Here is a 26,858-nt window from a genome sequence, read left to right as displayed (position 1 = left end):
GGCCTGGGTGGTTCGTAGTTCGCGGTCCGGCGGAGAGCCCGTCGGCAGGAGTGGTCCAGGAGAGCAAGGGGAGATGGCGAGCACCGTCACCTCGCGCCGCAAGCAGCTCGGCAATGAGCTCAGGCATGCTCGAAACGCCGCGAAGATGACGCAGCAGCAAGTCGCCGAGGTACTCGGCTGCACCCAGGGCAAGGTCAACAAGATCGAATCCGGTGCGGTGGGGGTCAAGCTCGGAGATGTGCGGACCATGCTGAACGCGTTCGGGATCAACGGCGAAGAAGCCGACACTCTGATGAACCTGGCCCGGGCCGCGGCCGGGCAGCGCGGCCACTGGTCGGGCTACCGGTCGGTGGTGCCGCACTGGTTCCGCACCTTCACCGACCTCGAGCCGGCCGCCGCGGAGATCCTCACCTGGCACGGCGAGCGCGTGCCGGGGCCGCTGCAGTCCGAGCACTACATGCTCAAGCAGTTCACCGAGGCGGGAGCCACCGACGTCACGTCGCTCGTGCGCAACCGGCTCGACCGCAAGGCGGTGTTCGACCAGCAGCAGCCGCCGTACTACCGGTTCATCATCAGCGAGGGCGCGCTGCGCCGCGCGCCCGGCGGGTTCGCGCCCGCGGTGATGCTGGACCAGGTCGAGCACCTGCTCGCACTCGACCGGCACCCGCGCGTGTACGTGCACGTGCTGCCGTTCAGCGCGAAGCTCGCCGCGGTGCCCAACGACTTCACGATCATGCGGTTCCCGGACCGCACCCGCGACTTCGTCTACATCGAACACTCCGCGGGCGGGCTGTACCTCGACGACGTGAAGGACTTCAACATCTTCGTGGACTCGTGGGACCGGCTGCGCGGTGCCGCTCTGGAGCGGGGCGAGACGCGGCAGTTCCTCAAGGAGCTGGCGGAAAGTTACCGCGCGCAGATGACGTGACCAGTGCTTCGAGCACGGGCACGGTGTCTTCGGCGGCGGGGAGCGCGTTGATCTCTGCTTGGACGCGGCGTGCGGCTTCGCGGTAGCTGGGGTCGGCGAGGATCTCCGCGGCGGCTTGGCGGATTTCGTCCGGAGTGGACGTTTCCGGGTCGAGCGCGCGGCCGACGTGCAGCTCGGCGCAGCGCCGGGCGTTGCCGGGCTGGTCGGCGCCCATCGGGAAGAGCAGCGACGGCAGACCGTGCGAGAGCGCTCCGATCACGCTGCCGGACCCGGCGTGCGAGATCATCAAATCGAGGCGGGGCAACAGTTCGGCCTGCGGCACGAACCGTTCCACGCGGACGTGCGGCGGTTGCGGTCCGAACTCGGCGGGGTCGATCTGGGTGCCGACGGTGGCGGTCACGTCGGCGTCCAGCTGGCCCAACCCGGCGAGAGTGCGCTCGATGAGGTCGCCGGACTCCAGGTTGAAGTTGGTGCCGAGCGTGAAGTAGACGTGCGGCCTCTTGGCGGGCGGGCGGGGCGCGACCGGATCTCCTTGGCGGAACGAGAAAGTGCCGGGCGGCAGCGGCGAGCCGGGGTCGCGAAAGGACGGCGGGAGCGGCGAAAGCACCTGGCCGCGGGTCAGCAGGTTCAGCTCCGGATCGTCCGGCAGGCCGTGCGCGGCGCGGGCCTCGGCGAGCGGTTCGGCGAGAAGTTCCTTGCGTAGCAACGTTCCCGCGGCGAGCACCAGCACGGTGGCGCACGGCAGGCCAAGCACCTCGGCGGCGATCGCGGCGGAGAAGTCCACCTCGTCCCGGACGATCAGGTCCGGCCGCCATTCCCGGGCCAGCTCCAGCAGCACCGGCACGTGTTCGCGCGTCGCGCGGCGGGCGAACAGCTCGCGGATTTCCCAGTCGTCGCGCGCCGGATCGACCGGCGGCATCGGTTGACGCGTCGCCTCGATCTCGCGAGGTTCGTTGACCGCGAAGGTCGTGAACCCGGCCTTGGCGAGCGCGGGTACGTGCGAACCGCCGCCGGCGACGGCTACCGTGTGGCCGCGCGCGAGGAGCGCTCGCGCGACCGGAGCCATCGGATCGAAGTGGCCGCGACCGCCGACGAACGAGAAGAGGATGCGCATCCACCGCAACCTAGTAGCCCGGACGTACCAAGGTCGTGGCATTTTCGGGCGGTTGCCGGGGGCGGCGGCGCGCGGCCGCGGCGAGTCGGCACACTGGTATCCGCACGGAAGGGGAAGCTGATGACTCAGGCACCGGATCCGGAAGCCCCGGAGGGCGTCGACCTCGATCGGCCGAACGCGGCGCGGATTTACGACTGGTTCCTCGGCGGCACCGCGAACTGGGCGATCGACCGCGAGTTCGGCGAACGCGCGGTCCAGACCTTTCCGATGATCAAGACCATCGCCAGGGCCGGCCGCGAGTTCCTCGGCCGCGGCGTGCGGTACATGGCGCAGCAGGGCATCGACCAGTTCCTCGACATCGGCTCCGGCGTGCCCACGGTCGGCAACGTGCACGAGATCGCCACGTCGGTGAACCCGAACGCGCGCTGTGTCTATATCGACAACGAACCGGTGGCCGTCGCGCATTCGCAGATCCTGCTGGAACGCGAGGGCGTCGCCGACCGGCACGCGGTGCTCCAGGGCGACCTGCGCGACCCGGCCGACATCTGGCCGCGGGCGCTCGACACCGGCGTCCTCGACCCGAAGCGCCCGATCGGGCTGATCATGGTCGGAGTGCTGTACTTCATCAGCCGCGACGAGCCGGCGCTGGAGATCGTGCGGAAATACCTGTCGCTGCTGCCTTCCGGCTCGTACTTCCTGTCCTCGCACCTGACCGACGACGGCGTGCCGACGAGCGACGGCGAAAGCCGCGAGGCGATCCACAAGCAGTACCAGCAGTCGAGCACGCCGTTCCACTTCCGCTCGCGGGCGGAGTTCGCGGAGTTCTTCTCCGGACTGGAGCTGGTGGAGCCGGGCATCGCGTGGGTGTCGGACTGGCATCCGGAGGCGGGCGAATCGAGCGCCGGCGACCGGATGGCGGACGATCCCTCGTTCAGCGGCGGGATTTGCGCTCTGGGCCGCAAGCCCTGACTCTCGCTCGCCGGCTCCCGGGCCGCTCGACCCGTGGTCTGGACCGCCGGAGGTGGTCTGGACCTGCCAGCGGTTCAGGGTGCGGATACGAAAACGCTCCCCGGCAACGGACTTCCGGGGAGCGTGGACGATGCGGATTGCGGCTCAGCCGAGCCCGTGAAGCAGCGGTACTCGTGTCTCGCGACGGTGGCGGGTGCTGTGGACGGCGTCCGCTTGGCGCGGAGCCGGTACTTCGATCTCGGTGTCCACAACCATCGGGCTGCGCAGCGGGGCCTGGATCAGGCTGAACCCGAACCGGTTGCGCAATTCGTGATTGATCCCACGCCGGCCGCGAGTGTGTTCGTCCTCACGGCGGAAAAGCGTGGTGAGCCGTACGGCCATGGGATCACACCCCCAGTTCGGATAACGGGAACCGGCGCGGGTCGGCGCCGGCCGGATCGGGGTGGTTCGCGCTCGGCGGGTCAACGCCGGGCACCAGGGAAACCGCTCCGTTGCGGCGTCTCCACAGGGTCGTCACAGCACCTGGACCAGCGCCGATTCCGGCGAGGCTGGCGGATGGGCTCGCCGGTTCGAACGGGTCGGCTCGCATCCGCACTCCTCCCCGTTGTCTCGCGGCTGTTCCGCCGCCCGGGCCGGGTGCCCGGGCCGGTGCTGCCGGTGTTGGGCTGAATGTCGCAAGCCATTCACCCACCACTGACGCCCCGATCGCTGCGATTAATCCTACTCCTGGAATAATCTTCATGTCGAGATCGGGTCGAGTTGATCACCCGCTTGGCCCTGCGGTTTGCTCCGTAGTGACGCAAAGAAGCCGGGGACGTGCACCAGAACGCACGCCCTGCACAAGGCTCGGAGGTGGACGACCCATGGCGGATTATCCGTCGCCCCAGGATTACGACCCGGACACGGCGGAGTCGCTGTTCGCGGCCGCGGCCTGGGCGAAGTCGTTCGCCAGCGAACCCAACGGCGGCAACTGCGTCGAGGTCAACCTCTCCCGTCCCGGCCTGATCGGCGTGCGCGACACGAAGCTCGCGGCGAGCCCCGTGCTGGTCTTCGACCGCGGCGAGTGGGACGCCTTCCTCGTCGCGGTCAAGGCCGGCCAGTTCGACCTGCCGCCGAGCGACTAGTCCACCACGACGAGGTCTCGGCGGAGAGCGATTCGCAAACAGTCACTCGATCGGGTGGACTGCGGATTCGCTCTGATCACCGTGGGTGCCGGGGGTTGTGGGCGCAATGTCGGTTTGGCGAGGGTCGCCAGCTGAGTAGGTTGGGCGGCCCGACCCCACGGAGCGAGCCATGACCCCACTCCACTACCTCTCCGCCGGCGAAGCACTGCACCTTTTCCGGACCCGGCAGCTGTCGCCAGTAGAGGTGATGCGCGCGGTGGTGGAACGGGCGGAGCGGGTCGAGCCGGACGTCAACGCGTTCGCCGAGCGGATGTTCGAGCAGGCGCTGCGGGCGGCGGCCGGCGCGGAGAAGCAGTACGGCCCCGGCGGCCAGCCGAGGCCGCTCGAAGGACTGCCGATCGCGGCGAAGGAAGAACAGCCCCTGGCCGGGCATCCAGTCACCGAAGGCACCCTGCTGCGTCCGCCTCGGACGGCACGGGAGACCGCGATCGGCCTCGGCCGGATCCAGGCAGCCGGCGGCATTCTGCACGCTCGCACGACGACGTCCGAGTTCTGCTGCATGCCGTTGTCCCACACGCGTCGCTGGGGAATCACGCGCAATCCGTGGAACCTCGAGACCGCGGCGGGCGGCTCGTCCGGTGGTTCGGGCGTGGCGCTGGCGGCCGGAACCGCTTTCCTGGCCACCGGATCGGACATCGGTGGCTCGCTCCGCGCGCCCGCGTCCTTCACCGGCGTGGTCGGGTTCAAACCGCCGCACGGCCGCAACCCGGTGCTCCCGCCCGCCGGACTGGACACCTACTACCACCACGGCCCGATGGCCCGGACCGTCGCCGATTGCGCGCTCCTGCAGAACGTCATGGCGGGCGAGGACCCGCGTGATCCGCACTCGCGGCTTCCCGCGGCGCGGATCGAATTCGGCGACGTGCGCGGGCTTCGCGTCGCGTGCTGCCCGGTGCCCGGCGATTTTCCGGTGGACTTGGAGGTCGCCGCCAATACCCGTGCCGTCGCGCAGGCGCTGGAGTCGGCCGGTGCGGTGGTGACCGAGATCGAGCTCGACTGGACGCTCGACCTGGTTAAACAGGCTCTGTGGGCGCACTTCGGGACCGGTTTGGCCGCCGAGGTGCTCGAACTGGACCGGCAGAACCCGGGCGTCATCACCCCGTACTGCCAGGCTTTCGCGCGCAAGGGCGTCGAGAACATTGTGGACGCTGAGACTGGCCGCGCCGTCGAAGCGGCGATCCGCGAACGCCTTGACGCGGTGTTCGCGCGCTTCGACGCACTCGTCGTGCCGACCCTTGGTGCCACTGCTTTCGAGGCTGGCGAGGATTACCTTTCCGCGCAGGTTGTGGTGAATGGTGTTGCGCTGGAACACTTTTCGGACGCTTCGCTCACTCCGGCGTTCAACGTGTGCAGCGAACATCCGGTGCTCGCCGTGCCTTCCGGTTGGGCGAGCAACGGCGTGCCGACCGGGGTCCAGGTCGTCGCGGGCAAGTACGAGGACGGCACGGCTTTCCGCGTCGGCGCGGCGATCGAGCAGACTGTCGGTGCGGGTTTCGCGCGGATTCCGTTAACCGGCCAGGAATTCCCGCAGATGCGCTACGACCTGTGAGGGTTGTTCCTCGGGCAGGAAGTGTCCGCATTCTTCGAGACCGATTCCGGTGACGTCGTCCGCGTAGTCGCGCCAGATTTCGTGCGTGGGCAGGCTGCCGAGCAGACCGGCCTTGCCCCACATCGCCAGCACTGGCTGGGTGAGGCGTTTTCCGGCGGCGTAATCGGCGTCGTCCAGTTCGGCGTCGTCGGGGAACGAAGCGCGGTAGTCGTCGAAACCGGCTCGGAGTGCGCCGGGGGCTTCGAAGGCGCGTACGTACTCGGCGACGTCTTCGGCGGGCAGCCCGTGCCGTTGGAAGGTCCAGCGCTCGAAGAAGTATCCGAGGTAGGCGGCGATGTTCTGGCCCGCCAGCAGTTCCGGCAGGTCTGGCTGGAGGTGGAAAAGCCAGTGCCAGTAAGCCTTCCCGAGGTCCTTGTCGAGGCGGCGCCACATCTCCCGGGTCGGCGCGATGTCCAGCACGGCAAGCCGTTCGACCTGGTCCGGACGGTCGAGTGCCCACCGGTGCGCGACCCGTCCGCCGCGATCGTGCCCCGCGACGGCGACCCGGTCGAACCCGAGCTGCTCGGCCAGCTTCGCGACGTCGGCGGCCATCGTGCGCTTGTCGTAACCGGCGCGGGGTTTGTCGGTGCGCCCGTATCCGCGCAGGTCGGGAGCGATCACGGTATGCGTCTCGGTCAACGGCCCGGCCACGCGGCGCCAGCAGTGCGACGTCTGCGGCCAGCCGTGCAGGAGGAAGAGCGGCGGACCGTCGCCGCCGCGGAGGTAGTGCATGCGCAGGTCGCCCACCTGGGCCATCGCTGATTCTAACCGGCTCATGGGGTTAGACGGTAGCGCGGGTTCTCACCGGTTTCAATGGTTAGAATGAGCGACATGGAGTGGGTGTTCGACGCCGGACGGCCGTGTCTGCACCTGGTGAACACGGTGCGCTCCCGGCATCTCCCGGAGGGCATCGAGCTGCTCACCGGCCCGGACGCGCTCGCGGAATGGCTCGACCTCGCCGGGTTCGGCAGCCTGCCGGTGACCGCCGCCCAGGTGGCTTCGGCGAAGGAATTGCGCGAGGCGGTGAACCGGCTGCTGACCGCCAAACCGCTGGCCGCCGACGTTCGCCTGATCAACGACGCGCTCGCGGCCGCCCCGAAACCCGACCGGCTGCTGCTGAAAGACGGCGTGCTGCAGCGAGAAGCGCAGGTGCCGACAGATCCGGTGGCGACGGCGTTCGCCGTGCTAGCCGCGGACGCGGTCGACCTCGCGACCGGAGCGGAGGACGTCCGGATCTGCGCAGCGGATGACTGTGGCTTGCGATTTGTCGACACCTCGCCCCGCCGGACGCGCCAGTGGTGCTCGATGTCCCGCTGCGGGAACCGGGCGAAGGCGCGGGCGCATTACGAACGGACGAAGAACCGGTAAGCCCGCGGGTGTTCGCGCAGCCGCGGCGGCGTACCCGCAGGGATCGCCAAAGCCGGACACCGCAAAATCACCGCGATCGCGAAAGCCCACGCGCCCCGCATGGGCGAACGGCTGGTTGAGGCGATCTTGCCGCGCTGGCCGAGCAGACCGTCACCGTCCCGGGCACCGCGGACACCGTCCTGCCCAGACTGGACGACAGTCTGAAAACCGTTCTGCAGCAAAGCAAACTGGTCGCCGAACAGGTCGAGGGGATACTCGATGCGCACCCTCTTGCCGGGGTCCTGACCTCGACGCCCGGCATCGGAGTCAGGACCACCGCCCGCATCCTCCTCGAAATCGGCGACGCCTCCAACTTCGCCAGCTCCGCACACCTCGCCGCCTACGCCGGCATCGCTCCGGTCACCCGCATCTCCGGCGCCAGCATCAAGGGCGAACACCCGCCAAGAAGCGGCAACCGCACACTCAAACGCGCGTTCTTCCTCGCCGCCCTCTCCGACCCCACCAGCAAGACCTACTACGAGCGCAAACGCCCCGAAGGCAAGATCTGCCTCGCCCGACGCCGCTGCGACGTCCTCTGCGCCACCGAACCAGCCCCCGCTGCGGCTTGACAAACCACATAGGAACCCCCGGAGGAGGGTGGGGCTGCGCTGGCGGGGCGAAGGGGAACGTCCCGGGTGCGGATCAGGAACAGCTGCCGGTCGAGCTTCGACCAGCGGAGGTTCGACATACTGGAGAACGGTTTCCGGACGGTTTCGATGGTCTCGAACAACGTGCTGATCGTCTCGTTCGGACCGAACCCGGCGATCATCGCGCGGTAATAGCGTTCGAATTCCGGCCAGGTCGGCGGCAGATCCCGTTCTCGCGCGCCGAGGATCCGGCCAATGCCGCATATTTGCGCGGTGCCTGCCACCCTCGCGGTCGGGAGATCGCCGTCCGGGAGATGCGCGCCGAGTGCGGGTTCGTAGCGCAGAGCACCGCGCTGCTGGCTGAACAGGTGCATCGGGGGGATCCAGCCGCCGGAGGCCCTGAGCGCGTAGTACTCGTCAAGCTCCGAAGTGGACATTGGTCGGCCGAAGAACCGTTGTGCGCCAACGGGGACCATGACCAGCGTAGCGTGCACCGTACGCGCCAGGATTGAACGAGCGGTGCGGTTTCCGCAACGCTCGGCCTCCGCTTGCGCGCCCTTTGTCATCCCGCACCCCGGCCGCCACCACCGGATGCGCGACATGCGGCACGAGTACCTGCCCGGCGAGCAGCAGGTCGCCGAAGTAACGCCACGTCGCCCTGCCGCGGACGACCGGCGGGGCCGTCTTAGCCGCGCGCGCCATGCAGCAGCATCATCAACGGCTCAGCAGCCGGAACGTCCGTGCCGGTCGCGAGCCGTCGCAACTGCAGTCCGGCGATCAGTGCGACCACCGGTCCGGCCACTCGCTGCGGGTCCGGCAGGCCTAGCGCGGTGAGAATGGTGATGGCCAATTCGTCATACGCCGCAAAGCATTTCGCGGAAGCCTCGTGCAATCCGGGGTCTCGCGCGGCTTGCAGGTACAGCTCGTGCGGCGCGAGTTCGTCCGTGCCGAACGGCAGTTGTTTGATCACGTGCTCGACGACGGTCGCGGCTTGTTCGAGGCTCAGCCCCTGCTCGCGGTACGTCTCGACAATCCCCGCCAGTTTCGCCGTTTCCTCCTCGGCGAACAGCAGCATCGCCTCGCGCAGCAGCTCGGTCTGGCTCGGGAAGTGATACGTGAGCGTGCCGAGCGAAACCCCGGCCGCGGCGACGATGCGCCGGTTGGTGAGTCCGCCGACGCCCTGCTCGCCGACCACTTTCAGGGTGGCGCGGAGGATCGCGTCGCGAGTGGTCACCACCCCGGCGCGGGGCGTCGGTCCGGCCATCGCAGCACCTCTTCCAGTTGCGCGGCAACGGAAACGAGCCGCTCCTCGGAATGCGACGGGCCGAGCAGCTGGGCGCCGAGCGGCAACCCGTCCGCGGTCAGTCCGGCGGGCACGTTCACCCCGGGCCAGCCCAGCACGTTCCACGGCCAAGCGTACGGGCACGCGGCGATCATCGTCTGATCGGTCTGCCAGCCGGAAAGCCCGTCGAACGACCCGATCGCGGGCGGCGGGGTGGCGGTGGTCGGCGTGAGCAGGACGTCGATGTCGCCGAACACTCCGCCGATCCGGCGGCGCAGCACCGGTTCGAGCGAGCGGGCGAGTTTCAGCGCGGGTCCGGCGAGCAGGCCGCCTTGCTGGGCGTTGCTGCGCGTGCGCGGGTCGAGCGCGGACGGTTCCGGCACGCGCCGGGCCCAATCCCGCACGCCGGTGAGCGACCGCGGCAGGAAGGTGAGGCCGATCAGGCCGTATCCGGGTTCGACCGGCACGATCTCGTGCCCCAGCCCGGCGAGCGTTTCGGCGGTCTGCCGCACCGCCGCCTCGACTACTGGGTCGAGCCTGGTTTTGGTGGCGGTGAAGGGAATCCGGGTGGAGAGACCGATGCGCAGCCGTCCGGGTTCGCGCCGCGCGGCGCGTTGGAACGACGTGCCGGTGCCCGCGGTGACGTCGAGCAGCGCGGCCGCGTCGGCGACCGTCCGGGCGAGCGGGCCGAGCACGGTGAGGCCGTGGAACAGTTCGCCGTCGGTCGGGATCCGGCCGCGCTGGGTCTTGATCCCGACGAGCCCGGTCCACGCCGCCGGGATGCGCACCGAACCGGCCCCGTCCGACCCGAGCGCGGCGGCCACGATCCCGGCCGCCACCGCCGCGGCCGACCCGCCCGACGACCCGCCCGGCGTGTGCGCGGGCTGCCACGGATTGCGCGTCGCGCCGAAGGCCTGCCCCTCGGTGAACGGCCATTGCCCCAGCTCAGGCGTGTTGGTCTTGCCGATGATGACCGCGCCGGCCTGCTTGAGCCGCGCGACCGCGGGCGCGTCCGCCGTCGCCGCCGGAAACTCGCCCGGACAGCCGAACGCGGTCGGCAGCCCGATGAGGTCGACGTCGTCCTTGATCGCGACCGGCATCCCGAGCAACGGCGCGCGATCGCCCTCGGCCCGACGCTGATCAGCCGCGGCGGCCTCGGCGAGCGCGGCTTCGTCGCGCAGCACCCGGAACGCGTTGAGCACCGGCTGGCTGGCGTGCGCCCGCGCGAGCGCGAGTTCGGTGAGCTGCACGGCCGTGACGTCGCCGGACTCGAGCGCGGCGGCCTGGTCGGCAAAGGTCGTGAACTCTGTCGTCGCGGAAGGCATCGGCGGCTCCCCGTTCTCTCGTTCGCTCGAACGAACGTAGCACGACGACGGCTGGGAGGCACCCCTGACGACGGCCGCTCGCGGTGGTGCTCGATGAGTGCCGGGGAAGCTATTCGCCGCCCGCTGGGGTCGACCGGGCAGCCAAAGCCGCGAACCCGGCCACCGCCGGGTAGAGCCACCTAAACTGCACGTCACCAGCCCGGCCAGCGTACGGAGGATCGATGACGTTCGACTTCGCCCGGTTCCCCTCCCTCGACGGCTTTCCCCGCGCCGGTCTGCACCACGGGCCGACGCCGCTGGTCCCGGCGCCGCGGCTTGGCGAAGCGCTCGGCATTCCTCGGCTGCTGCTCAAGCGCGACGACGTCCATCCGCTCGGCGTCGGCGGCAACAAGCTGCGCAAACTCGACTTCCACCTCGGCGCGGCGCTCGCCGACGGGGCCGACACCGTGCTCACCTTCGGCGCGGTGCAGACCAACCACGGCCGCCAGACCGCCGCAGCGTGCGCGAAGCTCGGGTTGCGTTGCGAGCTGGTGCTGACCGCCGAGGTGCCGCGTTCCGGCGATGCGTACGAGCGGTCCGGGAACGTCCCGCTCGACCATCTCTTCGGCGCGCGGGTGCACATCTGTGCGTCCGGCACGGAAGCGGCCGCGACCTACGAACGATTGCTCGCCGAAGCTGCGGACGAGGGCCGGAAAACCAGGACGGTCCCAGTCGGTGGGTCCGACCCACTCGGCGTTCTCGGCTATGTGGATGCCGCTCGCGAGCTGGCGGTCCAGCTGGCCGACCTCGGCCTGGACCGTGCCCGAATCGTCGGTCCACATGCCAGCGGGGCCACGGCGGCCGGACTCGCGCTCGGTACGGAGCTGCTCGGTTCGCTGGACCTGGACATCGCCTGCGTCAGCCACCCGCTCAACGAGGCTGTGGACAACTTGACCCACCTCACCGCCGGCGCCGCGCAGTTGCTTGGGTTCGACCCACCGAAGCTGGAGCACGTCTGGCTCAACGACACGACGGTCGGCGAGGGGTACGGCATTCCGGCGTCCGGGACCTGGGAAGCGATCCGGTTGTTCGGCCGCACGGAAGGCGTGGTGCTCGACCCGGTCTACACCGGAAAAGCCGCCGCCGCCCTGGTGGAATGGGCGGCGGCGGGACGGTATTCGCCCGAGGAGACCGTGGTGTTCGTCCACACGGGAGGGCTTCCCGGATTGTTCGGCTACGCGCCCGAATTCATGACCGAGGCGCAGAAGTAACGAGCACCGCGGCGCGGGCGGTTTCGGTCCGCACCGCGATGCGGAGCAGGACCAGCAGCAGCGCGACGTTCGCGATCAGCGTGAGCCGCTGCGTCGCGCCGACCGGCAGCACCTCGGTGAGCACGTGGAACGGCTGCACCCCGGCTTCGTCGAGGCGGACGAACAGGAAGCTCAGCGCGAACAGCCCGACCGCGGCGAGGCCGAACTTCAGCCAGCGCACCACGAACACGCGCTCCGCCGTGCCGCGCAACGGTTCCAGCATCGTGATCGCCGCGCTGGGCAGGCTCGCGAACGCGATCAGGCACGAGTACAGGTGGATGTCACCGCTGAGCGGATTCGGGCTTTGCGGGTAGCTGGCCGGAAAAATCGCGGCGACCGCCAGTCCGAGCGCCCACAGCATGAGCAAAGCCTTGGTGCTGAACGTCATCGGCACGCCGCCGGCGATCAGCGCGCCGAGCACCGCGAGAGAACCCACGGCCACCGACAGCACGCTCGCCCCCAGCATGCCCTCCCCGCGGTCGGTGATCGTGTAGCTCGAAAGCGTGTCGTAGATCGGATCGTGCGAGCTGATGATGTGCAGCACAATGATCGTGAACAGCCCCCAGGCGATCGCAGCGAGTGCGGTCAGGCGCCATCCCCGGACGCCTCGTGAGTTCACCATGTAGCCAGATTGGCGGTTCCGCGGCGTTTCGTGATCAGGGAAAACCCCTGATTCAGCCCCTACCCGGTGAAATCGGCGAGGACGAGCACCTGGTCGTCGTGCCGTTTGGCGCGCGGCCAGCGGACCGCGTGCGGGTCGCCGTTTTCCGCGGCGCGTACTGCGTCGAGCACTGCTTCGGGGCCCTTGTTTTTGGCTAGCTGCAGGACTTCTTGCCAGGTGAAGAGTCCGTATTCGTCAACTCCGATCGCGACGCCGTCGGTGGCGATGAGGACTGCGTCGACGTCATCGCGGGGCCAGCTGCGGCGGACTGCTTGGTGGGCGGCGGAGGGGTCGGCTTCGGCTACCCAGAAGCCGTCTTCGGCGTTGCGTCGGCGGCGGACGTCTTTGCCGGTTTGCAGGAGGCCGTTGGTGCGCAGGGAGAGCAGCCGGTCGTCGGAGACCACGTCGGTGCCGAAGTGTCCAAACGCGACTATCGGGCTGTCGGCGAGGACCAAGGCTTCGATCGTGGTGTCGTTCCAGCGGAGGATGGAGACAGTGCTGGAGGGGGAGTTGCCTGGGGTCAGGGCGTGGGTTTTTGCTACGGCGGTGATCGCGGTTGCCAGGGCTTGGCTTAGGTCTTGGGTCGGGTGGGTGGTGAGTTCTTCGGCCAGTCGGTCGCGGAGGAGGTGGGCGTACCAGCCGCCTGGGGGGAGAGCTGGGGTGGGGGAGGTGGCTCCGTCCAGGACCAGGATGGAGTGGTCCAGGAGGGCGATGTGGTCTTCGGTGGGGCGGGGGTGGCCGTCGGAACCGACACCGGCTCGCTCGGCGGTCGAAATCTCGGGCACTGGTCGACTGTAGCTCGGGGGGTGGTCTCGGGCGGCTCGTCGCCCTGGGGGCGACCTTGCCGATGAGTGGTTGCGTGGGGCACCCCGAAGCTTGATTGTGCTGACGGTTCGGGGGTGCTTGTCAAGGCGGGAAAGATGCCTTGACAAGCACCCCCGAACCGCAGGGAGGCTTCGTATCGGGGTGCGGGGGAGGGGCTGGGTGCCTCGCTGTTTGGGTGCGCTGGCTGCGGTTGACGGGTGGGGCTTGCGCCCCAATGCGGCCTTGAGGTGCATGCGGGGCGGTGTGGTGGGTCGTGAGGGGAACCGTGGGGCTCGCGGGCGGTGGCGTCAACTTGGGTTGACAATAGCCGGATGTCAACCTATGTTGACACTATGACGGAAGCGACGGATTTGGCCGCTCGCGCTGGTGACCGGGATCCCCGGGTGGGGCTTCGGGCGGTGGCTGCGCTTAGGCGGTTGCTTGAGCAACTGGAGGCGGTGCAGGTGCGCAGTGCTCGGATGCACGGCTGGTCTTGGCAGGACATCGCGGCCGAGCTGGGGGTCAGTCGGCAGGCCGTGCACAAGAAATACGGGAGGCATTGATGTTCGAGAAGTTCACTCATGACGCCCGGAGAGCGGTTGTCGAGGCGCAGGCCGCTGCGCAGGAGGCGGGGGCGCGCGAGATTTCCGCGGAGGCTGTTTTCGCTGGGCTCGCGCGGATCGAGAACGGCGAGGCCGTGCGGTTGCTGCAAGCCCTCGGGGTCTCGCGCGAGGACGTCTTCGCTGAGCTTGCCCGGGTGCGCCGCCGGGGTGGGATCAGTGACGCCGATGCCGAGGCGCTCATCGAGTTGGGTATCGACGTTGATCAGATTGTCGAGCGGGTCGAGCAGACGCACGGGCCGGGCGCGCTCGCGCAGGCCAGTCGGCCTGCGAAGCGCACTCATTTACCTTTCACCGAGGACGCGAAGAACGCGTTGCAGATGAGCGTGCGCGAGGCGCATGATCTCGGCGACAAGCATCTCGGGCAGGAGCATTTGCTGCTCGCGCTGGTGAAACAGCGCGGTCCAGTCGCCGATTTCCTCGCCGCGCGCGGGATCGATTATCCGGCGGTCCGGCAGGCCGTCGGCAAGCGTTAATGCTGTTTTCGCTCGTGTGCCCCGGTGCGCCACGTGACCAGGGGGAGCAGGGCCTGGGTCAGCGGGCCGATGCTGAGGGCGTACAGGACGGTTCCCACGCCGACCGTGCCGCCGAGCAGCCAGCCCGCTGCCAGGACCAGCACCTCGATGCCGGTCCGGACCAGGCGGACGGACCAGCCGGTCCGGGCGTGCAGGCCGGTCATCAGGCCGTCTCGCGGGCCGGGGCCAAGGCGGGTGCCGACGTACACCGCGGTCGCCAGTGCGTTCAGTACTACGCCGCCCACCAGCATCAGGATCTGCCAGACCAGTACGTGCCGGTCCGGCAGCACGGCACGCACCGCGTCGACGGTCACCGCGATCACCACCACGTTCGCGACCGTGCCGATGCCGGGGCGCTGCCGTAGCGGGATCCACAGCAGCAGCACGAACACCGAGGCGATCGCGGTGACCGTGCCGAAGCTCAGGCCGGTGATCTTGGTGAGGCCCTCGTGCAGCACGTCCCACGGGTCGAGGCCCAGGTGGGCGCGGGTGAGCATGGCCATGCTCGCGCCGTAGAGCGCGAGGCCGGCAATCAGCTGGACACCCCGGCGCGCGGGGGCTCGGCGAAGACTGAGGGGACTGAGGTCGGTAACTGCCACTTCTCCACTATTGGCCACAACTGGCCTGATCAACCATGGCCAATACGCGATAATTGGCCTTATGGAACCTCTCGGTGGACGCATTTCGGGACGGCGATTGGCCACCTTGCTGGGGGAATGGCGGCAGCGTGGCTCCCGCCAAGGTGCGTCCGACCTCGCCGCGGCGGTCGAGTTGCACGTGCTCGACGGGCAGCTGCCGATCGGGACCCGGCTGCCCGCCGAGCGCGAACTCGCCGACGCGCTCGGCGTCAGCCGTACGCTCATCGGCGCGGCGCTCGACCGGCTGCGGGCGGACGGGCTCGTCGCCAGCCGGCGCGGAGCTGGGTCGTGGGTGGCTGGCGTCGGGCACCGCGACGAGGCCGACGCGGTTCGCGACGACCTTCTCGACCTCGCGCGAGCCGCTCCGCCCGCGGTGCCCGGGCTGATGGCCGCGTTCGACACCGCGCGCCGGGATCTGGCCGAGTACGTCAGCGGCAACGGATATCTCACCGGTGGCCTGCCTCGGCTGCGTGAGCGGATCGCCGAGCGCTACACCGCGCGCGGCCTGCCGACCTCGCCGGACCAGGTGCTGGTGACGTCCGGCGCGTACTCCGCTTTCGTGCTCTGCCTGCGGATGCTGGCCGGGCCCGGCGACCGCGTGCTGCTCGAACAGCCGACGTATCCGAACGCCATCGACGCCGTCCGCGCGACGCACGCGCTGCCGGTGCCGGTCGCGCTCGATCCGGTGCACGGCTGGGATTTGCCCGGGATCGAGGCCGCGCTGCGCCAGGCCGCACCCCGGTTCGGCTACCTCGTGGTGGACTTCCAGAACCCGACCGGTCTCCGCCTCGACGCGGCGGGCCGGGAACGGCTCGGCGGCCTGCTCGCCCGGACCCGGACGCCGGTCGTGGTCGACGAATCGTTGGTGGAACTGGATTACGAGGGCGATCCGGTCGACGGCCCGCCGCCGCTGGCCGCGTTCGGCGGGGATCTGGTGCTGAGCGTCGGATCGGCGGCGAAATCGCAGTGGGGCGGGTTGCGGCTGGGCTGGATCCGGGCCTCGACGGACCTGCTGGACCGGTTGCAGTCGTCGCGGTTCGCGGTCGATCTCGGCGCGCCGGTGTTCGACCAGCTCGTGCTGGCGGCGCTGCTGGAACCGGAGGGCTACGAGGTGCTCGCCCGGCGCCGTGCGGAATTCCGGGAGCAGCGGGACATCACGGTCGCGGCACTGCGCAAGTACTGTCCAGAGTGGACATTCGAGGTGCCGTCCGGCGGCTTGTCGGTGTGGTGCCGGTTGCCGGAGCCGATGAGCACGCGGCTGGCGGTGTCGGCGGCGAACCACGGGGTGCAGCTGGCGCCCGGGTCGAGGTTCGGGGTGCACGGCGGAATGGAGCGCTGGCTGCGGCTGCCGTTCGGGCTGCCGCGCGAGCAGCTGCCGGAGGCGGTGCGGCGGGTGAGCGCGGCGGCGGCTTCGGTGCGCGGCTGCGCGGATGTGCCCGCGGAGCGGATTCCGGTGACGTAGCGCGGTTTTCTTCCCGAAAAGTGAACAGCCGGTGCACCGGATGGGATCCAGCCACTCCAGGGAGGGTGGCGGTCACCTGTCCGGCGCACCGGCCGATCGTCCGAGGCGCTTCCCGGCACAGCCCCTCGAAGTGCCGGGAAGCGCCCTCGGTTCAGGCGGGCTTCGGTTGGCGCAGGCCCTCGCTCGGCGCGGTGAGCGAAAGCCTCCGGAGCACGCCCGTGGTGGGTCCCGGCGCCGCGGGGGCAGCGCGGCGCCGGGACCAGGACCCGATCCGGCCGGGCGCGGTCGGCCGGTCGGGAAGTGCGGTCATGGTTCAGCCCCTGGATTCGGTGTGGACTACTGCGAAGGGGTGAGCCCGGCGCGGCGAACGGGCGCGCGCGATCAAGAAGTTGATCTTGAGGTGGACGGAGCTCTCCCCGGGTAACCGGTCGGGCGGTCAGTCCGGAGAGGTGGTCGGCAGGGCGGCTTCCCTGCCCGCGCCGTCGACCTCGTGGTCGCGGCTGACGCCGATGAGCTTGAGCTGAGTGACGGTGTCGCCGTCGCCGGACAGCGCGGACAGCTGGCGCAGGCCACCGTGCCCGTCGTGTCCTGGTGAGACAGTCGACGCGGGCGCGGCAGGCGCGGCCGGTGCCGCGGGCAGGCCTTCGCCGCCGCTGCTGCCGCCTCCGGCCTGACTGCGTTGCTTGACCGGTGCCGCGGGCTGAGTCTCCTGCTTGGCGGCAGGTTCCTGCGCGAAGAGGACGCGGGTGGCCACGGCGTGCGCGACCGGGGCCGGCTTGCTGACCTTCACCGCGACCGGTGCTTCCGGCTCTTTCGCCAGCTTGGCCGCCGGGACGGAGGCAATGACCGATCCGCTTGCCGGCGGAGCCGGAGCGACCGGGGCGACCGGCGGCTCGACGACTCGTACCGGCGCGGTGTCGAGCACGGTGTCGACCGAGGTGGCGGTGGTGTGCAGGGTCGTGTCGACGGTTCCGAGGATGCCGTCCAGCAGTCCGGGCTGGACGGGTTCCGGGCTGCCGAGGAGTCCGTTCAGGAGGCCCGGGCCGGATCCGCCGAGCAGGCCGTCGAGGAGGCCTTGCTGCGGTTCGCGGCTGTACTGTTCGCTGCTTGAACTGCTTGAACTGCTTGGACTGATTGCACTGCTGATGCTGCTGAGCAGGCCGGGCTGCGTGGTGGCTTCGGGCGCGGGGGCGCTGGCCGGAGCGTGGTGCTTCGGTGTGGCCGGGCTCGCCGGTTTGGCGGGCTTGGTGGCTGGCCGGGGCGCCGCGGCGCTCGGGCTCTCCGGTTCGCTTGCGGCCACGGTGGTCGGCCGGAAGCTCACGTCCGGCCGGGAGGCGTGGGCGGAGGCCTCGAACCGGTGGAGGCGGTTGTGCTTCGCGCCGGTCGCCGTGCCGGGCATGGCCCAGGTGAGCGTGCCGGACGTGGCTGTTCCGGCGTAGTGCTGCTCCGGTTCGGTTTCGTGGGCTTCGGGGGCTTCGTGCGCCGAAACGATCGGACGGTCCGCCGGATCGTCCGTCGTCGCGTTCGCCTGCGACAACGCCGCCCCGAGCAGCCAGCCGGCCAGGGTGAGCCCGCCGGCGACGGCGATCCGGGCGGCAGGGCGGGCGAGCGGAGCCGCCCAAGCGCGGGGCCGCCGTCGCGCGCCCGCGCGCGTGAAGGACGAGCCGGGCCTGGCGCGGTCGGCCATCCCGAGCAGCGCGGAACCCGCGGTCCCGAGCGGACTGGACGCGGACGTCGCGGAAGGTGCGAGGCCGCACGGAGTCGCCATGCCGGTCACGCCACCACCACCGTCCGCGCCTGAAGCTCGTGCCACCGCACGAGACTGATCTTGCTGGGGCTCTCTTCCGGCCAGGTCGCAGGTCCCCCGGGGCTGCCCTCTTTCTAGCACCGGACGCGAGTCTTTCATCTCTCCCGCGCTCGATCCACCCCGTAAGGCGGAACGTCCGCACCGGCTCTGGTGTCCGATCTGCCCTAGTCGATCACCCTGCGTCGCGTCAACCGGGCCGGATGCGGCCATCCGGGCGGCCGGTTCGCGGAGCGAAATCGGGCGTCGACCCGACGTTTCCGCCGCCAGGACACTCTGGGTACCCCCGTTCCCGCAGTGGCCACGAGCGGCCGCGCGGCAGTCGTCAGACGAGTTTCCGCAGGCGTTCGACGGCTTCGTCGATCACCTCATTGCGCTTGCAGAACGCGAACCTCAGCAAATGTTTCCACTCGTCCGGGTGATCCGTGAACACCTTGACGGGTACCGCGGCGACTCCGGCGCGTTCCGGCAGCGTCCAAGCGAGTTCGGCGGCGTCGGCGAAGCCGAGCGGACGCACGTCCGCCGTCACGAAGTACGTCCCCGCACTCGGCCGGACGGCGAATCCCGCATCGGCCAGACCAGCGGACAGCCGATCACGCTTCTCCTGCAGGCTCGCGCGCAGGTTTTCGACCCACTCAAGCTCGTTGTCGAGCGCGTACGCGACAGCTGGCTGCAGCGGTCCGCCGGAGACGAAGGTGATGAACTGCTTCGCCGCCTTCACCGCGGCCACCAGCTCCGGCGTCGAACAGATCCAGCCGATCTTCCAGCCGGTGCAGTTGAACGTCTTGCCCGCGCTCGAAATCGCGACGGTCCGCTCGCGCATTCCGGGGAAGGACGCGAGCGGAAGGTGCTCGGCGTCGTCGAAGACGAGGTGTTCGTAGACCTCGTCGGTGACCGCGATGAGGTCGTGCTCGACGCACAACCGCGCGACTTCCTCCAGCTGCGCGCGCGAAAACACGGTGCCGGTGGGGTTGTGCGGCGAATTCAGCAGCACCGCGCGGGTTTTCGGCGTGATCGCGTCGCGGAGGGCGTCGAGGTCGAGTTCGAGCTGGCCGTTCTCGGTCTCGACCAGGCCGATCACGCGCCGCTGCGCACCGGACATCGCGACCGCCGCGGCGTAGGAGTCGTAGTACGGCTCGACCACGATCACCTCGTCGCCGGCCTCGGTCAGCGCGATCAGCGACGCCGCGATCGCCTCGGTCGCACCCGCGGTGACCAGGATCTCGGTGTCCGGGTCGTAAGTGGATCCGTAGCGCTGGCGGTGCCGGCTGATCGCGGCGCGCAGCTCCGGGCGGCCCGGTCCCGGCGGGTACTGGTTGTCGCCGCCGAACAGCGAGTTCTTCGCCGTTTCGAGCATTCCGGCGGGCCCGTCGGTGTCCGGAAAGCCCTGGCCGAGGTTGACCGCGTCGTGCCGGACGGCGAGCGCGGTCATCTCCGCGAAAACCGTCGAGGCAAACGGGCGGAGGCGGGGGACGAGAGCTGGTTCACGCACGAGAACGCATCCTCACGGACAATGGCGGGGTGGAGCAACTCACCCCTGCCAAGGTCACGCCCGCGGATCCGCCCGGCGGCGCCGCCGGCGAAGAGGCGAAACGGCGCGGCCTGCGCAAGATGAAGCTGGTCGCGCTGTCCTTCCTGCTCGGCGCGACGATCGTGTTCCTGCTGACGAGCTGGGCGGAGTCGGCGGGCTGGCCGGGCTGGGTCGGCTACGTGCGCGCCGCGGCCGAGGCGGGCATGGTCGGCGCGCTCGCGGACTGGTTCGCGGTGACCGCGCTGTTCCGGCATCCGCTCGGACTGCGCATTCCGCACACCGCGATCATCCCGAACAAGAAGGACCAGCTAGGCAACAGCCTCGGCGAGTTCGTCGGCTCGAACTTCCTGTCTCCCGATGTCATCCGCGACAAGCTCCGCCGCGTCGAGGTCGCCAGCAGGCTCGGCAGCTGGCTGTCGCAGCGCGACAACGCGGAACGCGTGACGTCGGAACTGGCGACAGTCGTGCGCGGAGCGGTGACGGTGCTCCGCGACGAGGACGTGCAGGCGATCATGGAACAGGCCGTGGTCAAGCGCGTGATCGACAAGCCGTGGGGCCCGCCGCTCGGCAAAATCCTGGCGGGCGTCTTCGAGGACGGCGCGCACCACAAGCTGGTGGATTTGATGTGCGACCGCGCCTATGAATGGGTCCGGGACAACCACCAGACTATGCTGCGAGTGGTCTCGGACCGCGCGCCGAGCTGGTCGCCGAAGTTCGTCGACGAGATGCTGGCGGACAAGGTGTACGGCGAGGTCCTGACCTTCGCCTGGGCCGTGAAAACGGACGTCAACCACCCGATGCGCCTCGCGCTGGACAAGTTCCTCGGCGAGTTCGCGCAGGACCTGCAGACCGACCCGAAGACCATGGAGCGGGCCGAGCAGGTCAAGGGCCAGATCGTGAACCACGGCGAAGTGCAGAAACTGATCGGCAACGCCTGGGCGACGGCCAAGGAAATGCTGCTGAACGCCGCGGAGGACCCGTCGAGCGAACTGCGCCAGCGCGTCCGCGGCGGCCTGGAATCGCTGGGCAAACGCCTGGTGGACGACCCGACGATGACCTCGAAGGTGGACGGCTGGGTCGAGGGCGCGGCGGTCTACCTGGTGACCCACTACTCCCGCGAGATCACGACGATCATCACGGACACGGTGGAACGATGGGACGCCGAGGAGACCTCGCGGAAGATCGAACTGCAGGTCGGGAGGGACCTGCAGTTCATCCGGATCAACGGGACCGTGGTGGGTGCGCTGGCCGGGCTGGTGATTTACGCGGTGGCGCAGTTGCTGTTCTGACGGTGCTGGTCGTCGCGGGGTAGCCGGGGGACGGGTGGTTGGGCCGGTTCGGGGTAGGCGTCCTGGCGCTCTGCGGAAGTCGGTCGCGGGCTCGCCATTTCGGTCCGGATGGAGGACGTGTGGGGGAGATGTTTGGCGGCTGCTTGCATGCCCGCCGGTTCGTTCTGCGCCAGGCGGGTGATGGGTTTTCGGCGGCTGCTCGCACGCTTGCCGTTTCGTTCTGCGCCAGGCGGGTGAGGGGGTCTTCGGCGACTGCTCGCATGCTTGCCGGTTCGTTCTGGTCTGAGGCGTGTGAGGGAGATCTTTAGCGACTGCTCGCACGCTTGCCGCTTCGTTCTGCGCCAGGCGGGTCAAGGGTTCTTCGGCGACCGCCCGCACGTTCGCCGCTTCGCTTCGGGTGGAGGAGCGCGGGGAGATGTTCGGCGGCCGTCCCTTGCCTCATGTGGAGGCCGCAGGGAAGTGCGGCACATGTCAAAACCGAATGGCGTGGGATGGGCCGCTCGCGGTCAGCACTCGTCGGTCGGTGGCCGGCTGTGCTGGCCAAGCCCGGTGCGATTCGGGACGGCTGCCGCATCCCCGCTGGCGATCGAGGTGGATTTCGTTGTGGTTGAGCGGGATTCCCCACCGCGTCCGCGCTCGCTTGCTTGTCGGTGACGCCAGCGGAGCGCTGCCCGAAAGCACGCGTGCCCCGGCGCTTCAGCGGTGGTGCCGAGCGTGGGTCCCCAGCTGCGAGCGGGTGCGGCGGGTGCCCGGACGAATGCGCGCAGTCCTATACCACAGCGGCGGCCCGCTCAAACCAGTTGTCCACAGGAAGCTGAGTTATCCCCGGGGTTATCCACAGGAATTCACGGTGATGGCCTAATCCCTGTCCACAACTTGTGGGGATCCGGGGCATCTGCACGTGCACATGTGGTGTGTGTGTGGACAAGTTGTCCACAGGGGCTTAGTTGTGCACAGCCGCCGTGCGGGCGCGCCACGAGCGGGCTTTTTCGCGGTTTCCGCAGACTCGCATCGAGCACCAGGTGCGGGAGCGGTTGCGGGATTCGTCGAAGAAGGCCCACAGGCAGTCGTCGGCGGGGCAGATCTTCAGGCGGACCCAGTCGCCGCGGATGGCCAGGCGGGTGGTCGCGGCCAGGGTCGCGGTGACGGCGTCCGGGGTGAACAAGGCCGGGCCGGTTTCGGTGAGGGTGAAGCGGAGCGGGACGTCCAGCGTGGTCGCGGGCAGCCGCGGATCGCCGACCGCGGCGCGCAGGCTGTCTCGTACGGCGCGGGCTTCGGCGGGATCGTTCGGTGTCACGTCGCGGTCCGCGGCCCACTGCCGCCAGAGCTCCGGATCGTCCAGCAGGTCGTCGCCCCGTTCGATGTCGACGGTGTTGAGAAAGGCGACCACCAGGGAAGCGTCGGTGTGCACCTGCCCAGTGTACGGGCGAAAGCTATTGCGACCTGGCTCCCTAACCGACATACTCGCTTTACTGGTTACGAGACGACGAGAGGATGGGGCACACGATGGGTGCGATTCCGACTTTTGGCGGCGTTGCGATCGACTGTCCGGACCCGGGGGCGCTCGCCGGCTTCTATCGTTCCCTGCTTGAGTGGGACGAACCCAAGATCGCTCCGGACAACCACTGGGCCACGCTCGTCGACCCGCGCGGCGGCGTCCGGCTGGAATTCCAGCGGGTGGCCGATTACCGCGCGCCCGAATGGCCGGGGCAGGACCAGCCGCAGCAGGCGCATCTCGACCTCGACGTTCCCGACCTCGAGGCCGCTCACCAGCGCATTCTCGGCCTGGGTGCGAAGCTGCTCGACGATTCCCCGGAGACGTTCCGCGTGTACGCCGACCCGGTCGGCCACCCGTTCTGCCTCTGCGCCTGCTGACACGGCGCGGCGAATCCGCGTAGGGTCGGATGCGTGATTTGTCCGAAGTGTCAGAACGTGATGCGCACGGTCGACAAGAACGGCGTCCACATCGAGCAGTGCGACGGCTGCCGCGGGATCTTCCTCGACCGCGGCGAGCTGGAGCAGATCGCCGGTGCGGAGAGCGCTTTCTACCGGCAGCAGCCACCGCCGTACGGCCGTCCCGATTCGCCGCGTCCTTATCAAGGCGGGTACTCGGATTCGCCCCGGCCGTATCGGGGCGGGCATTCCGATTCGCCGCGCCCGTACCGAGGCGGGCACGCGGACTCGCCGCGCCCGTACCGCGGCGGCTACGGCGATTCGCCGCGGCCGTACGGCGGACGCCGCAAGCGCAGCTTCCTCGAGAACCTCTTCGACTGAGTTGTCCACCGTTCCGGTAGCGCTCGACCTGCGGATCTGTCCGGCCTGTGGCGATCGGGCGAGTTGTCCACAGGCCGACGGAAACCTCCTGCGGTGCGCGGAATGCGGGCATCGGTGGCCGTTCCGGCGGCTGCCGTTGTTCGCGTTGACCGGGCCGAGTGCGGGCGGCAAATCGACAGTCGGGCCGAAGCTGGCGCAGCGGTTGGCGGGCGAGGCCATCGTGCTGGAGCAGGACGTCCTGTGGACCGGCGCGCTGCGTGACGACGTCCCGGGAAATCCGGCGTTTCGCGGTGCCTGGCTGCGGATGGCGGCGATGCTGCATCAAAACGGCTGGCCGGTCGTGCTGTGCGGGACGGTCGCGCCGCAGGAGCTGGAACCGTTGCCAGAGCGCGTTTTTTTCTCGGACGTGCACTATCTCGCGCTGGTCGCGGACAACGAGACTCTCCGGTGCCGATTGCGCGCCCGGCCGGCGTGGCGGGAGTGGGACGAGCCGCGGATCGAGGAAATGCTCGAGTTCAACCTGTGGATACGCGGGCAGGTCGAGTCCATCGACACCACCGAAGCCCGGCTCGACGACGTCGTGACCGCGGTGGAGAAGTGGGTCCGGGCCAGAATTGGGTCGGACCTAGGAATTAGGGCAGAAGCGGGAAGTGCCTAGGTTCGACCTAGGCACCCTTCACGACTCTTCCGCGCGGACCCGCTCGTCGTAACTCCGTAGGCAGTCGCGGATTCCCGCGCTGTGCTCGACGGTCCAGTCGCAGAGTCGGCAAAACGGCTCACGAAGTGCGGCGGAAGCGCTGATTCGCGGAGGACTGGCGCGGGGTGCGCAGACGCGGGCCGGCGAGCGCGACCTGGAGGGGCTGCTGCGCGGGCTGGCGGGTTGAATCGGCGGCGATCAGCCGCAGGGCCAACGGTTCTCGGATTGCGGATCGTCCAGCCAGAAAGTCTGTTCCTCGCTGGTCACCGTGAGACCGAAGCGCGATCGGCCAGGGCGGCCCAGTGATTCCCAGCGGCGATGAGCGTCCTCGGCCAGATCCCACAACGCGCGCGGACCTCCTTGCGCTACCTCGAAACCGGAGTCCGTGCGGCGGGTGCGGGCCCACGAACCGTCCGGATGGGACAGTGCGAAAGCGCCGTCCACGCCGACGTGCACCGGGCGTACCTCCGGCAGTTCGAGCGACGCGAAGAACTCGAAATGTCGTTGTGGTTTAAGCACCTCTGACATCGACAGCTCGGTCGGCCGCCATTGTGTGTCGTCCGCGGGCGGCAATTCCGCGAGCGGCGGCAGGCGATGGGCGCGCAGGGGCATGAAGCGGCCGTCGCGGGCCAGGACCTGGCCTTCGGCGGTCGTGCCTTCGCCGGCGGTGAGGCGGACGAGTCCGCCGCCGAGCGGGCGGTTCAGCGTGGTGACGATATGTCCGCCGGGGATGGTTTGCTCCAGCCAGGCAAGGGGAATCCGGGTTACCGACGCGGTGCACAGGACCCGGTCGAAAAGCACTCCGGCCGGGAAACCGAGCGCCCCGTCGCCGATGGCGCATGCGGGGGCGTAGCCGCAGGAGGCAAGGCGTTCCCGCGCGGCGGCTGCGATGACCGGATCGATGTCTACTGTGGACACTTGGCCGGAACCGCAGCGGTGGCACAGCAAACCCGCGTTGTACCCGGTTCCGGTGCCGATCTCCAGTACCCGATCGCCGTCGCGAACCAGGAGTTCTTCCAGCATGATCGCCATGATCGCGGGCATGCTGGACGAACTGGTCGGCGTGCCGGGGACCGGCCCGTGCGCGCGGGCGCGGTCCCAGAGCGCCGGGTCGTCGTCGAGCTGGGTGACGAGGACGTCGCGCGAATAGACGCGGTCCAGCCAGTCCGGATCGCCGCGGTCGACCGCCGCCCAGCGGTTGCCCGCGGGCACGAAAAACCGCGGCAGGAAGGCGTGCCGGGGGACCGTGGCGAAGGCTTCCGTCCAGGCCGGATCGTGCAGCACGTCCTCTTCGACGAGGTGCCGGACCAGCCGTCGGCGCAACCGTTGAGCCCGCATAAGCCCAGGGTAACGGGGTGAGCGGAAGCACACCCGATGGTTGCAAGCAGGGTGCTTGCAATAGCTAGCACGCGAGCGTACTGTCGAGTAGGTCGCGAGGAGGTGACCGGATGACAGAACCCGGCGGAGCACAGCGCCCGATGGACAAGGTCGCGGACATCGCCTCCGACATCGGCGAGTACATCCGCCAGCAGCGCAGCTCCGCGAAGATTTCGCTGCGCCAGCTGTCGAAACTCGCCGGAGTGTCCAATCCGTACCTGAGCCAGATCGAGCGCGGGGTCCGCAAACCCAGCGCGGAGATCCTGCAGCAGATCGCGAAAGGGCTGCGGATCTCGGCCGAAGCGTTGTACGTGCAGGCCGGGATTCTCGACCTGCCGACCGGCGGCCCGGTCGGCGACGCGATCCGCGCCGACGCCGAGCTGACCGAACGGCAGAAGCAGGTCCTGCTCGACGTCTACGAGTCCTTCCGGCGCGAAAACGCCGCCGCGAACACCGCACCTAAGACCACCCAAGAGACCACTGAGGAGTCGGCATGACCACGCCCAAGACCGAGGATGTCCGCAAGGCCGTCAGCACCGCGCTCGACCAGGTCCGCACCCCGCTGCTCGCCGCGCTCGGCGCGGGCAACCTGGCCAGCCAGGCCGTGACCGACGCGGTCGCCAAGGCCCGCGCCAACGTCACCAAGAACACCGAGGCCGCCCGCAAGGGCCTCGAGGAGCTGCCGACCGACGTCGAGAGCCTCCGCGAGAAGCTCGACCCGGCCGAGCTGCGCAAGGCCATCGACGAGTACACCGAGGCCGCGCTGAAGCTGTACAACAAGCTGGCCGAGTCCGGCGAGCAGGCGTGGGACAAGATCGCCGCGCAGCCGCAGGTCAAGAAGGCCCTTGAGCAGCTGGAAGACGCGCTGACCGCCGCGCAGGAGCGCGTCGAGGACCTGACCGAGGAGACCCGCGAGCGCGTCGACGGCGTGCTGGCGAAGGTCACCAAGCGCACCCGCTCGGCCGGCGAGAAGGCCGCCCGCAAGGTGACCGAGGTGGCTGGTGAGACCGCGGACGCCGTCGAGGAAATCGGCGAGAACGTCGCGCACGAGACCCGGTCGGTGGCCCGCAAGGCCGCGAACCGCACCGCGCCGAAGACCGCTTCCCCGGCTCGTCGCACGACCACGAGCACTAGCGCGACGGCCAACGCGAAGAAGCCGGCCGCGCCGAAGACGGAGAAGTGACGGAGAAGCACTGACTGCGGTTTTGGGCGCTTCGGTGCCCTGATCGTGGGGGCGGCTCGGTTCGCGACGGGGTCGCCGAGGGCGAGAATTGAAAATCGAGGGGTCGTACGGCGGCCGGGTCGAGGTTTGACCCGGCCGCCGTGTGCTGTTTGGGAGGGTTCGGCGCGGGGGTTTCGGGGCCGGGGGGTGCCGGGCTGCTCGGGCGGCCAGGGATGGGCGGCGGGAGAAGTTGGGGCGGGCCTAGCTCGGGCCGGGTGTCGTTGGGTTCGGCCTAGCCCGGGAGGTGCGTTGGTGGGTCCGACCTAGCTTGGGTCGGGCGTTGTTGGGTTC

The 26,858-nt window shown here is 69.4% G+C and carries 28 protein-coding genes and 2 pseudogenes; 16 read left to right on the top strand and 14 right to left on the bottom strand.

Features of this window, described 5'->3' with window-relative positions:
• Positions 1 to 73: 73 nt before the first annotated feature.
• The gene (locus F9C11_RS04655; RefSeq protein WP_409183675.1) at positions 74 to 928 is read left to right on the top strand and encodes a helix-turn-helix domain-containing protein; all 855 of its coding nucleotides are present in this window, start codon (positions 74 to 76) and stop codon (positions 926 to 928) included.
• Here F9C11_RS04655 and F9C11_RS04650 read toward each other — a convergent pair.
• Complete coding sequence (locus F9C11_RS04650) at positions 888 to 2,042, bottom strand: glycosyltransferase (protein ID WP_409183674.1); 1,155 nt, start codon at positions 2,040 to 2,042, stop codon at positions 888 to 890. The two genes, F9C11_RS04655 and F9C11_RS04650, sit on opposite strands and share 41 nt — an antisense overlap.
• Before the next feature lie 120 nt (positions 2,043 to 2,162).
• Here F9C11_RS04650 and F9C11_RS04645 point away from each other — a divergent pair, with 120 nt between their 5' ends.
• On the top strand, positions 2,163 to 3,011 hold the full coding sequence (locus F9C11_RS04645; protein WP_409183673.1) for an SAM-dependent methyltransferase: 849 nt from the start codon (positions 2,163 to 2,165) through the stop codon (positions 3,009 to 3,011).
• A 144-nt stretch (positions 3,012 to 3,155) separates the two neighbouring features.
• Here the strand turns inward: F9C11_RS04645 and F9C11_RS04640 are convergent, their stop codons facing one another.
• Positions 3,156 to 3,392 (bottom strand): hypothetical protein, encoded by a 237-nt coding sequence (locus F9C11_RS04640; RefSeq protein ID WP_409183672.1) that lies wholly within the window; start codon positions 3,390 to 3,392, stop codon positions 3,156 to 3,158.
• Between the two features lie 482 nt (positions 3,393 to 3,874).
• Between F9C11_RS04640 and F9C11_RS04635 the strand changes: the two genes are divergently transcribed.
• Both F9C11_RS04635 and F9C11_RS04630 read left to right on the top strand, forming a co-directional pair.
• Entirely contained in the window at positions 3,875 to 4,135 is a 261-nt protein-coding gene (locus tag F9C11_RS04635) for a DUF397 domain-containing protein (RefSeq protein ID WP_409183671.1), read from the top strand.
• A gap of 169 nt (positions 4,136 to 4,304) precedes the next feature.
• Positions 4,305 to 5,744 carry an amidase gene (locus tag F9C11_RS04630; protein ID WP_409183670.1) on the top strand — a complete coding sequence of 480 codons (1,440 nt, stop codon included), beginning with the start codon at positions 4,305 to 4,307 and terminating at the stop codon, positions 5,742 to 5,744.
• Here the strand turns inward: F9C11_RS04630 and F9C11_RS04625 are convergent.
• Positions 5,703 to 6,560, bottom strand: coding sequence for an alpha/beta fold hydrolase (locus tag F9C11_RS04625; protein ID WP_409183669.1), 858 nt, complete (start codon positions 6,558 to 6,560; stop codon positions 5,703 to 5,705). The genes F9C11_RS04630 and F9C11_RS04625 overlap by 42 nt on opposite strands.
• A 45-nt stretch (positions 6,561 to 6,605) precedes the next feature.
• Between F9C11_RS04625 and F9C11_RS04620 the strand changes: the two genes are divergently transcribed.
• The gene (locus F9C11_RS04620) at positions 6,606 to 7,151 is read left to right on the top strand and encodes a CGNR zinc finger domain-containing protein (RefSeq protein ID WP_409183668.1); all 546 of its coding nucleotides are present in this window, start codon (positions 6,606 to 6,608) and stop codon (positions 7,149 to 7,151) included.
• 18 nt (positions 7,152 to 7,169) lie between these two features.
• Positions 7,170 to 7,759, top strand: a pseudogene (locus F9C11_RS04615) (transposase); the annotation flags it as partial.
• On the opposite strand, the gene F9C11_RS04610 reads toward F9C11_RS04615, so the two are convergent.
• From F9C11_RS04610 to F9C11_RS04595, 4 genes and pseudogenes are all read right to left on the bottom strand, one after another.
• Positions 7,666 to 8,151, bottom strand: a complete 486-nt coding sequence (locus F9C11_RS04610; protein WP_409186814.1) for an oxygenase MpaB family protein — start codon at positions 8,149 to 8,151, stop codon at positions 7,666 to 7,668. The pseudogene F9C11_RS04615 and the gene F9C11_RS04610 overlap by 94 nt on opposite strands.
• Positions 8,152 to 8,184: 33 nt before the next feature.
• Positions 8,185 to 8,479 (bottom strand): annotated as a pseudogene (locus F9C11_RS04605) (DUF2236 domain-containing protein); the annotation flags it as partial.
• On the bottom strand, positions 8,463 to 9,041 hold the full coding sequence (locus F9C11_RS04600) for a TetR/AcrR family transcriptional regulator (protein WP_409183667.1): 579 nt from the start codon (positions 9,039 to 9,041) through the stop codon (positions 8,463 to 8,465). The gene F9C11_RS04600 and the pseudogene F9C11_RS04605, both read right to left, overlap by 17 nt.
• Positions 9,008 to 10,384, bottom strand: coding sequence for an amidase (locus F9C11_RS04595; protein WP_409183666.1), 1,377 nt, complete (start codon positions 10,382 to 10,384; stop codon positions 9,008 to 9,010). Before F9C11_RS04595 ends, F9C11_RS04600 begins: the two co-directional genes overlap by 34 nt.
• A gap of 221 nt (positions 10,385 to 10,605) precedes the next feature.
• On the opposite strand from F9C11_RS04595, the gene F9C11_RS04590 reads away from it, so the two are divergent.
• The gene (locus F9C11_RS04590; RefSeq protein WP_409183665.1) at positions 10,606 to 11,634 is read left to right on the top strand and encodes a D-cysteine desulfhydrase family protein; all 1,029 of its coding nucleotides are present in this window, start codon (positions 10,606 to 10,608) and stop codon (positions 11,632 to 11,634) included.
• On the opposite strand, the gene F9C11_RS04585 is transcribed toward F9C11_RS04590, so the two are convergent.
• Together F9C11_RS04585 and F9C11_RS04580 are read right to left on the bottom strand one after the other, a co-directional pair.
• Entirely contained in the window at positions 11,612 to 12,295 is a 684-nt protein-coding gene (locus F9C11_RS04585; RefSeq protein WP_409183664.1) for a DUF998 domain-containing protein, read from the bottom strand. The two genes, F9C11_RS04590 and F9C11_RS04585, sit on opposite strands and share 23 nt — an antisense overlap.
• A gap of 59 nt (positions 12,296 to 12,354) precedes the next feature.
• Positions 12,355 to 13,119, bottom strand: coding sequence for a hypothetical protein (locus tag F9C11_RS04580; RefSeq protein WP_409183663.1), 765 nt, complete (start codon positions 13,117 to 13,119; stop codon positions 12,355 to 12,357).
• A 372-nt stretch (positions 13,120 to 13,491) separates the two neighbouring features.
• On the opposite strand from F9C11_RS04580, the gene F9C11_RS04575 reads away from it, so the two are divergent.
• Positions 13,492 to 13,701, top strand: coding sequence for a hypothetical protein (locus F9C11_RS04575; RefSeq protein WP_009071860.1), 210 nt, complete (start codon positions 13,492 to 13,494; stop codon positions 13,699 to 13,701).
• Positions 13,701 to 14,234: a Clp protease N-terminal domain-containing protein gene (locus F9C11_RS04570; protein WP_409183662.1), complete on the top strand. Its 534-nt coding sequence runs from the start codon at positions 13,701 to 13,703 to the stop codon at positions 14,232 to 14,234. The genes F9C11_RS04575 and F9C11_RS04570 overlap by 1 nt, the downstream gene beginning before the upstream one ends.
• On the opposite strand, the gene F9C11_RS04565 is transcribed toward F9C11_RS04570, so the two are convergent.
• On the bottom strand, positions 14,231 to 14,776 hold the full coding sequence (locus tag F9C11_RS04565) for a YczE/YyaS/YitT family protein (RefSeq protein WP_409183661.1): 546 nt from the start codon (positions 14,774 to 14,776) through the stop codon (positions 14,231 to 14,233). The two genes, F9C11_RS04570 and F9C11_RS04565, sit on opposite strands and share 4 nt — an antisense overlap.
• Before the next feature lie 157 nt (positions 14,777 to 14,933).
• On the opposite strand from F9C11_RS04565, the gene F9C11_RS04560 reads away from it, so the two are divergent.
• The gene (locus F9C11_RS04560; protein WP_409183660.1) at positions 14,934 to 16,373 is read left to right on the top strand and encodes a PLP-dependent aminotransferase family protein; all 1,440 of its coding nucleotides are present in this window, start codon (positions 14,934 to 14,936) and stop codon (positions 16,371 to 16,373) included.
• Between the two features lie 436 nt (positions 16,374 to 16,809).
• Here F9C11_RS04560 and F9C11_RS04555 read toward each other — a convergent pair whose 3' ends face one another.
• Both F9C11_RS04555 and F9C11_RS04550 read right to left on the bottom strand, forming a co-directional pair.
• Entirely contained in the window at positions 16,810 to 18,141 is a 1,332-nt protein-coding gene (locus tag F9C11_RS04555) for a hypothetical protein (protein WP_409183659.1), read from the bottom strand.
• A gap of 361 nt (positions 18,142 to 18,502) precedes the next feature.
• Positions 18,503 to 19,669 (bottom strand): pyridoxal phosphate-dependent aminotransferase, encoded by a 1,167-nt coding sequence (locus F9C11_RS04550; protein WP_409183658.1) that lies wholly within the window; start codon positions 19,667 to 19,669, stop codon positions 18,503 to 18,505.
• A 29-nt stretch (positions 19,670 to 19,698) separates the two neighbouring features.
• Between F9C11_RS04550 and F9C11_RS04545 the strand changes: the two genes are divergently transcribed.
• Complete coding sequence (locus F9C11_RS04545; RefSeq protein ID WP_409183657.1) at positions 19,699 to 20,997, top strand: DUF445 domain-containing protein; 1,299 nt, start codon at positions 19,699 to 19,701, stop codon at positions 20,995 to 20,997.
• A 943-nt stretch (positions 20,998 to 21,940) separates the two neighbouring features.
• Here the strand turns inward: F9C11_RS04545 and F9C11_RS04540 are convergent.
• Complete coding sequence (locus tag F9C11_RS04540) at positions 21,941 to 22,408, bottom strand: CGNR zinc finger domain-containing protein (RefSeq protein WP_409183656.1); 468 nt, start codon at positions 22,406 to 22,408, stop codon at positions 21,941 to 21,943.
• A 95-nt stretch (positions 22,409 to 22,503) separates the two neighbouring features.
• Between F9C11_RS04540 and F9C11_RS04535 the strand changes: the two genes are divergently transcribed.
• The 3 genes from F9C11_RS04535 to F9C11_RS04525 are packed head-to-tail and all read left to right on the top strand — an operon-like array spanning position 22,504 to position 23,929.
• Positions 22,504 to 22,872 (top strand): VOC family protein, encoded by a 369-nt coding sequence (locus F9C11_RS04535; RefSeq protein WP_409183655.1) that lies wholly within the window; start codon positions 22,504 to 22,506, stop codon positions 22,870 to 22,872.
• A 33-nt stretch (positions 22,873 to 22,905) separates the two neighbouring features.
• Positions 22,906 to 23,271: a zf-TFIIB domain-containing protein gene (locus tag F9C11_RS04530; protein ID WP_409183654.1), complete on the top strand. Its 366-nt coding sequence runs from the start codon at positions 22,906 to 22,908 to the stop codon at positions 23,269 to 23,271.
• Position 23,272: 1 nt separating this feature from the next.
• On the top strand, positions 23,273 to 23,929 hold the full coding sequence (locus F9C11_RS04525) for an AAA family ATPase (RefSeq protein WP_409183653.1): 657 nt from the start codon (positions 23,273 to 23,275) through the stop codon (positions 23,927 to 23,929).
• A 237-nt stretch (positions 23,930 to 24,166) separates the two neighbouring features.
• Here the strand turns inward: F9C11_RS04525 and tgmC are convergent, their stop codons facing one another.
• Entirely contained in the window at positions 24,167 to 25,306 is a 1,140-nt protein-coding gene (tgmC, locus tag F9C11_RS04520) for an ATP-grasp peptide maturase system methyltransferase (RefSeq protein ID WP_409183652.1), read from the bottom strand.
• 140 nt (positions 25,307 to 25,446) lie between these two features.
• On the opposite strand from tgmC, the gene F9C11_RS04515 reads away from it, so the two are divergent.
• A complete protein-coding gene (locus F9C11_RS04515; protein ID WP_037807545.1) occupies positions 25,447 to 25,842 on the top strand; it encodes a helix-turn-helix domain-containing protein in 396 nt (131 codons plus the stop codon).
• The gene (locus F9C11_RS04510; RefSeq protein WP_409183651.1) at positions 25,839 to 26,528 is read left to right on the top strand and encodes a hypothetical protein; all 690 of its coding nucleotides are present in this window, start codon (positions 25,839 to 25,841) and stop codon (positions 26,526 to 26,528) included. The genes F9C11_RS04515 and F9C11_RS04510 overlap by 4 nt, the downstream gene beginning before the upstream one ends.
• Positions 26,529 to 26,858 lie beyond the last annotated feature (330 nt).

The sequence above is a fragment of the Amycolatopsis sp. VS8301801F10 genome, assembly GCF_046195355.1.
Taxonomy (GTDB): domain Bacteria; phylum Actinomycetota; class Actinomycetes; order Mycobacteriales; family Pseudonocardiaceae; genus Amycolatopsis.
The sequence above is the reverse complement of the archived record's forward strand: the minus strand, read 5'-3'. Positions and strand labels throughout refer to the sequence as shown.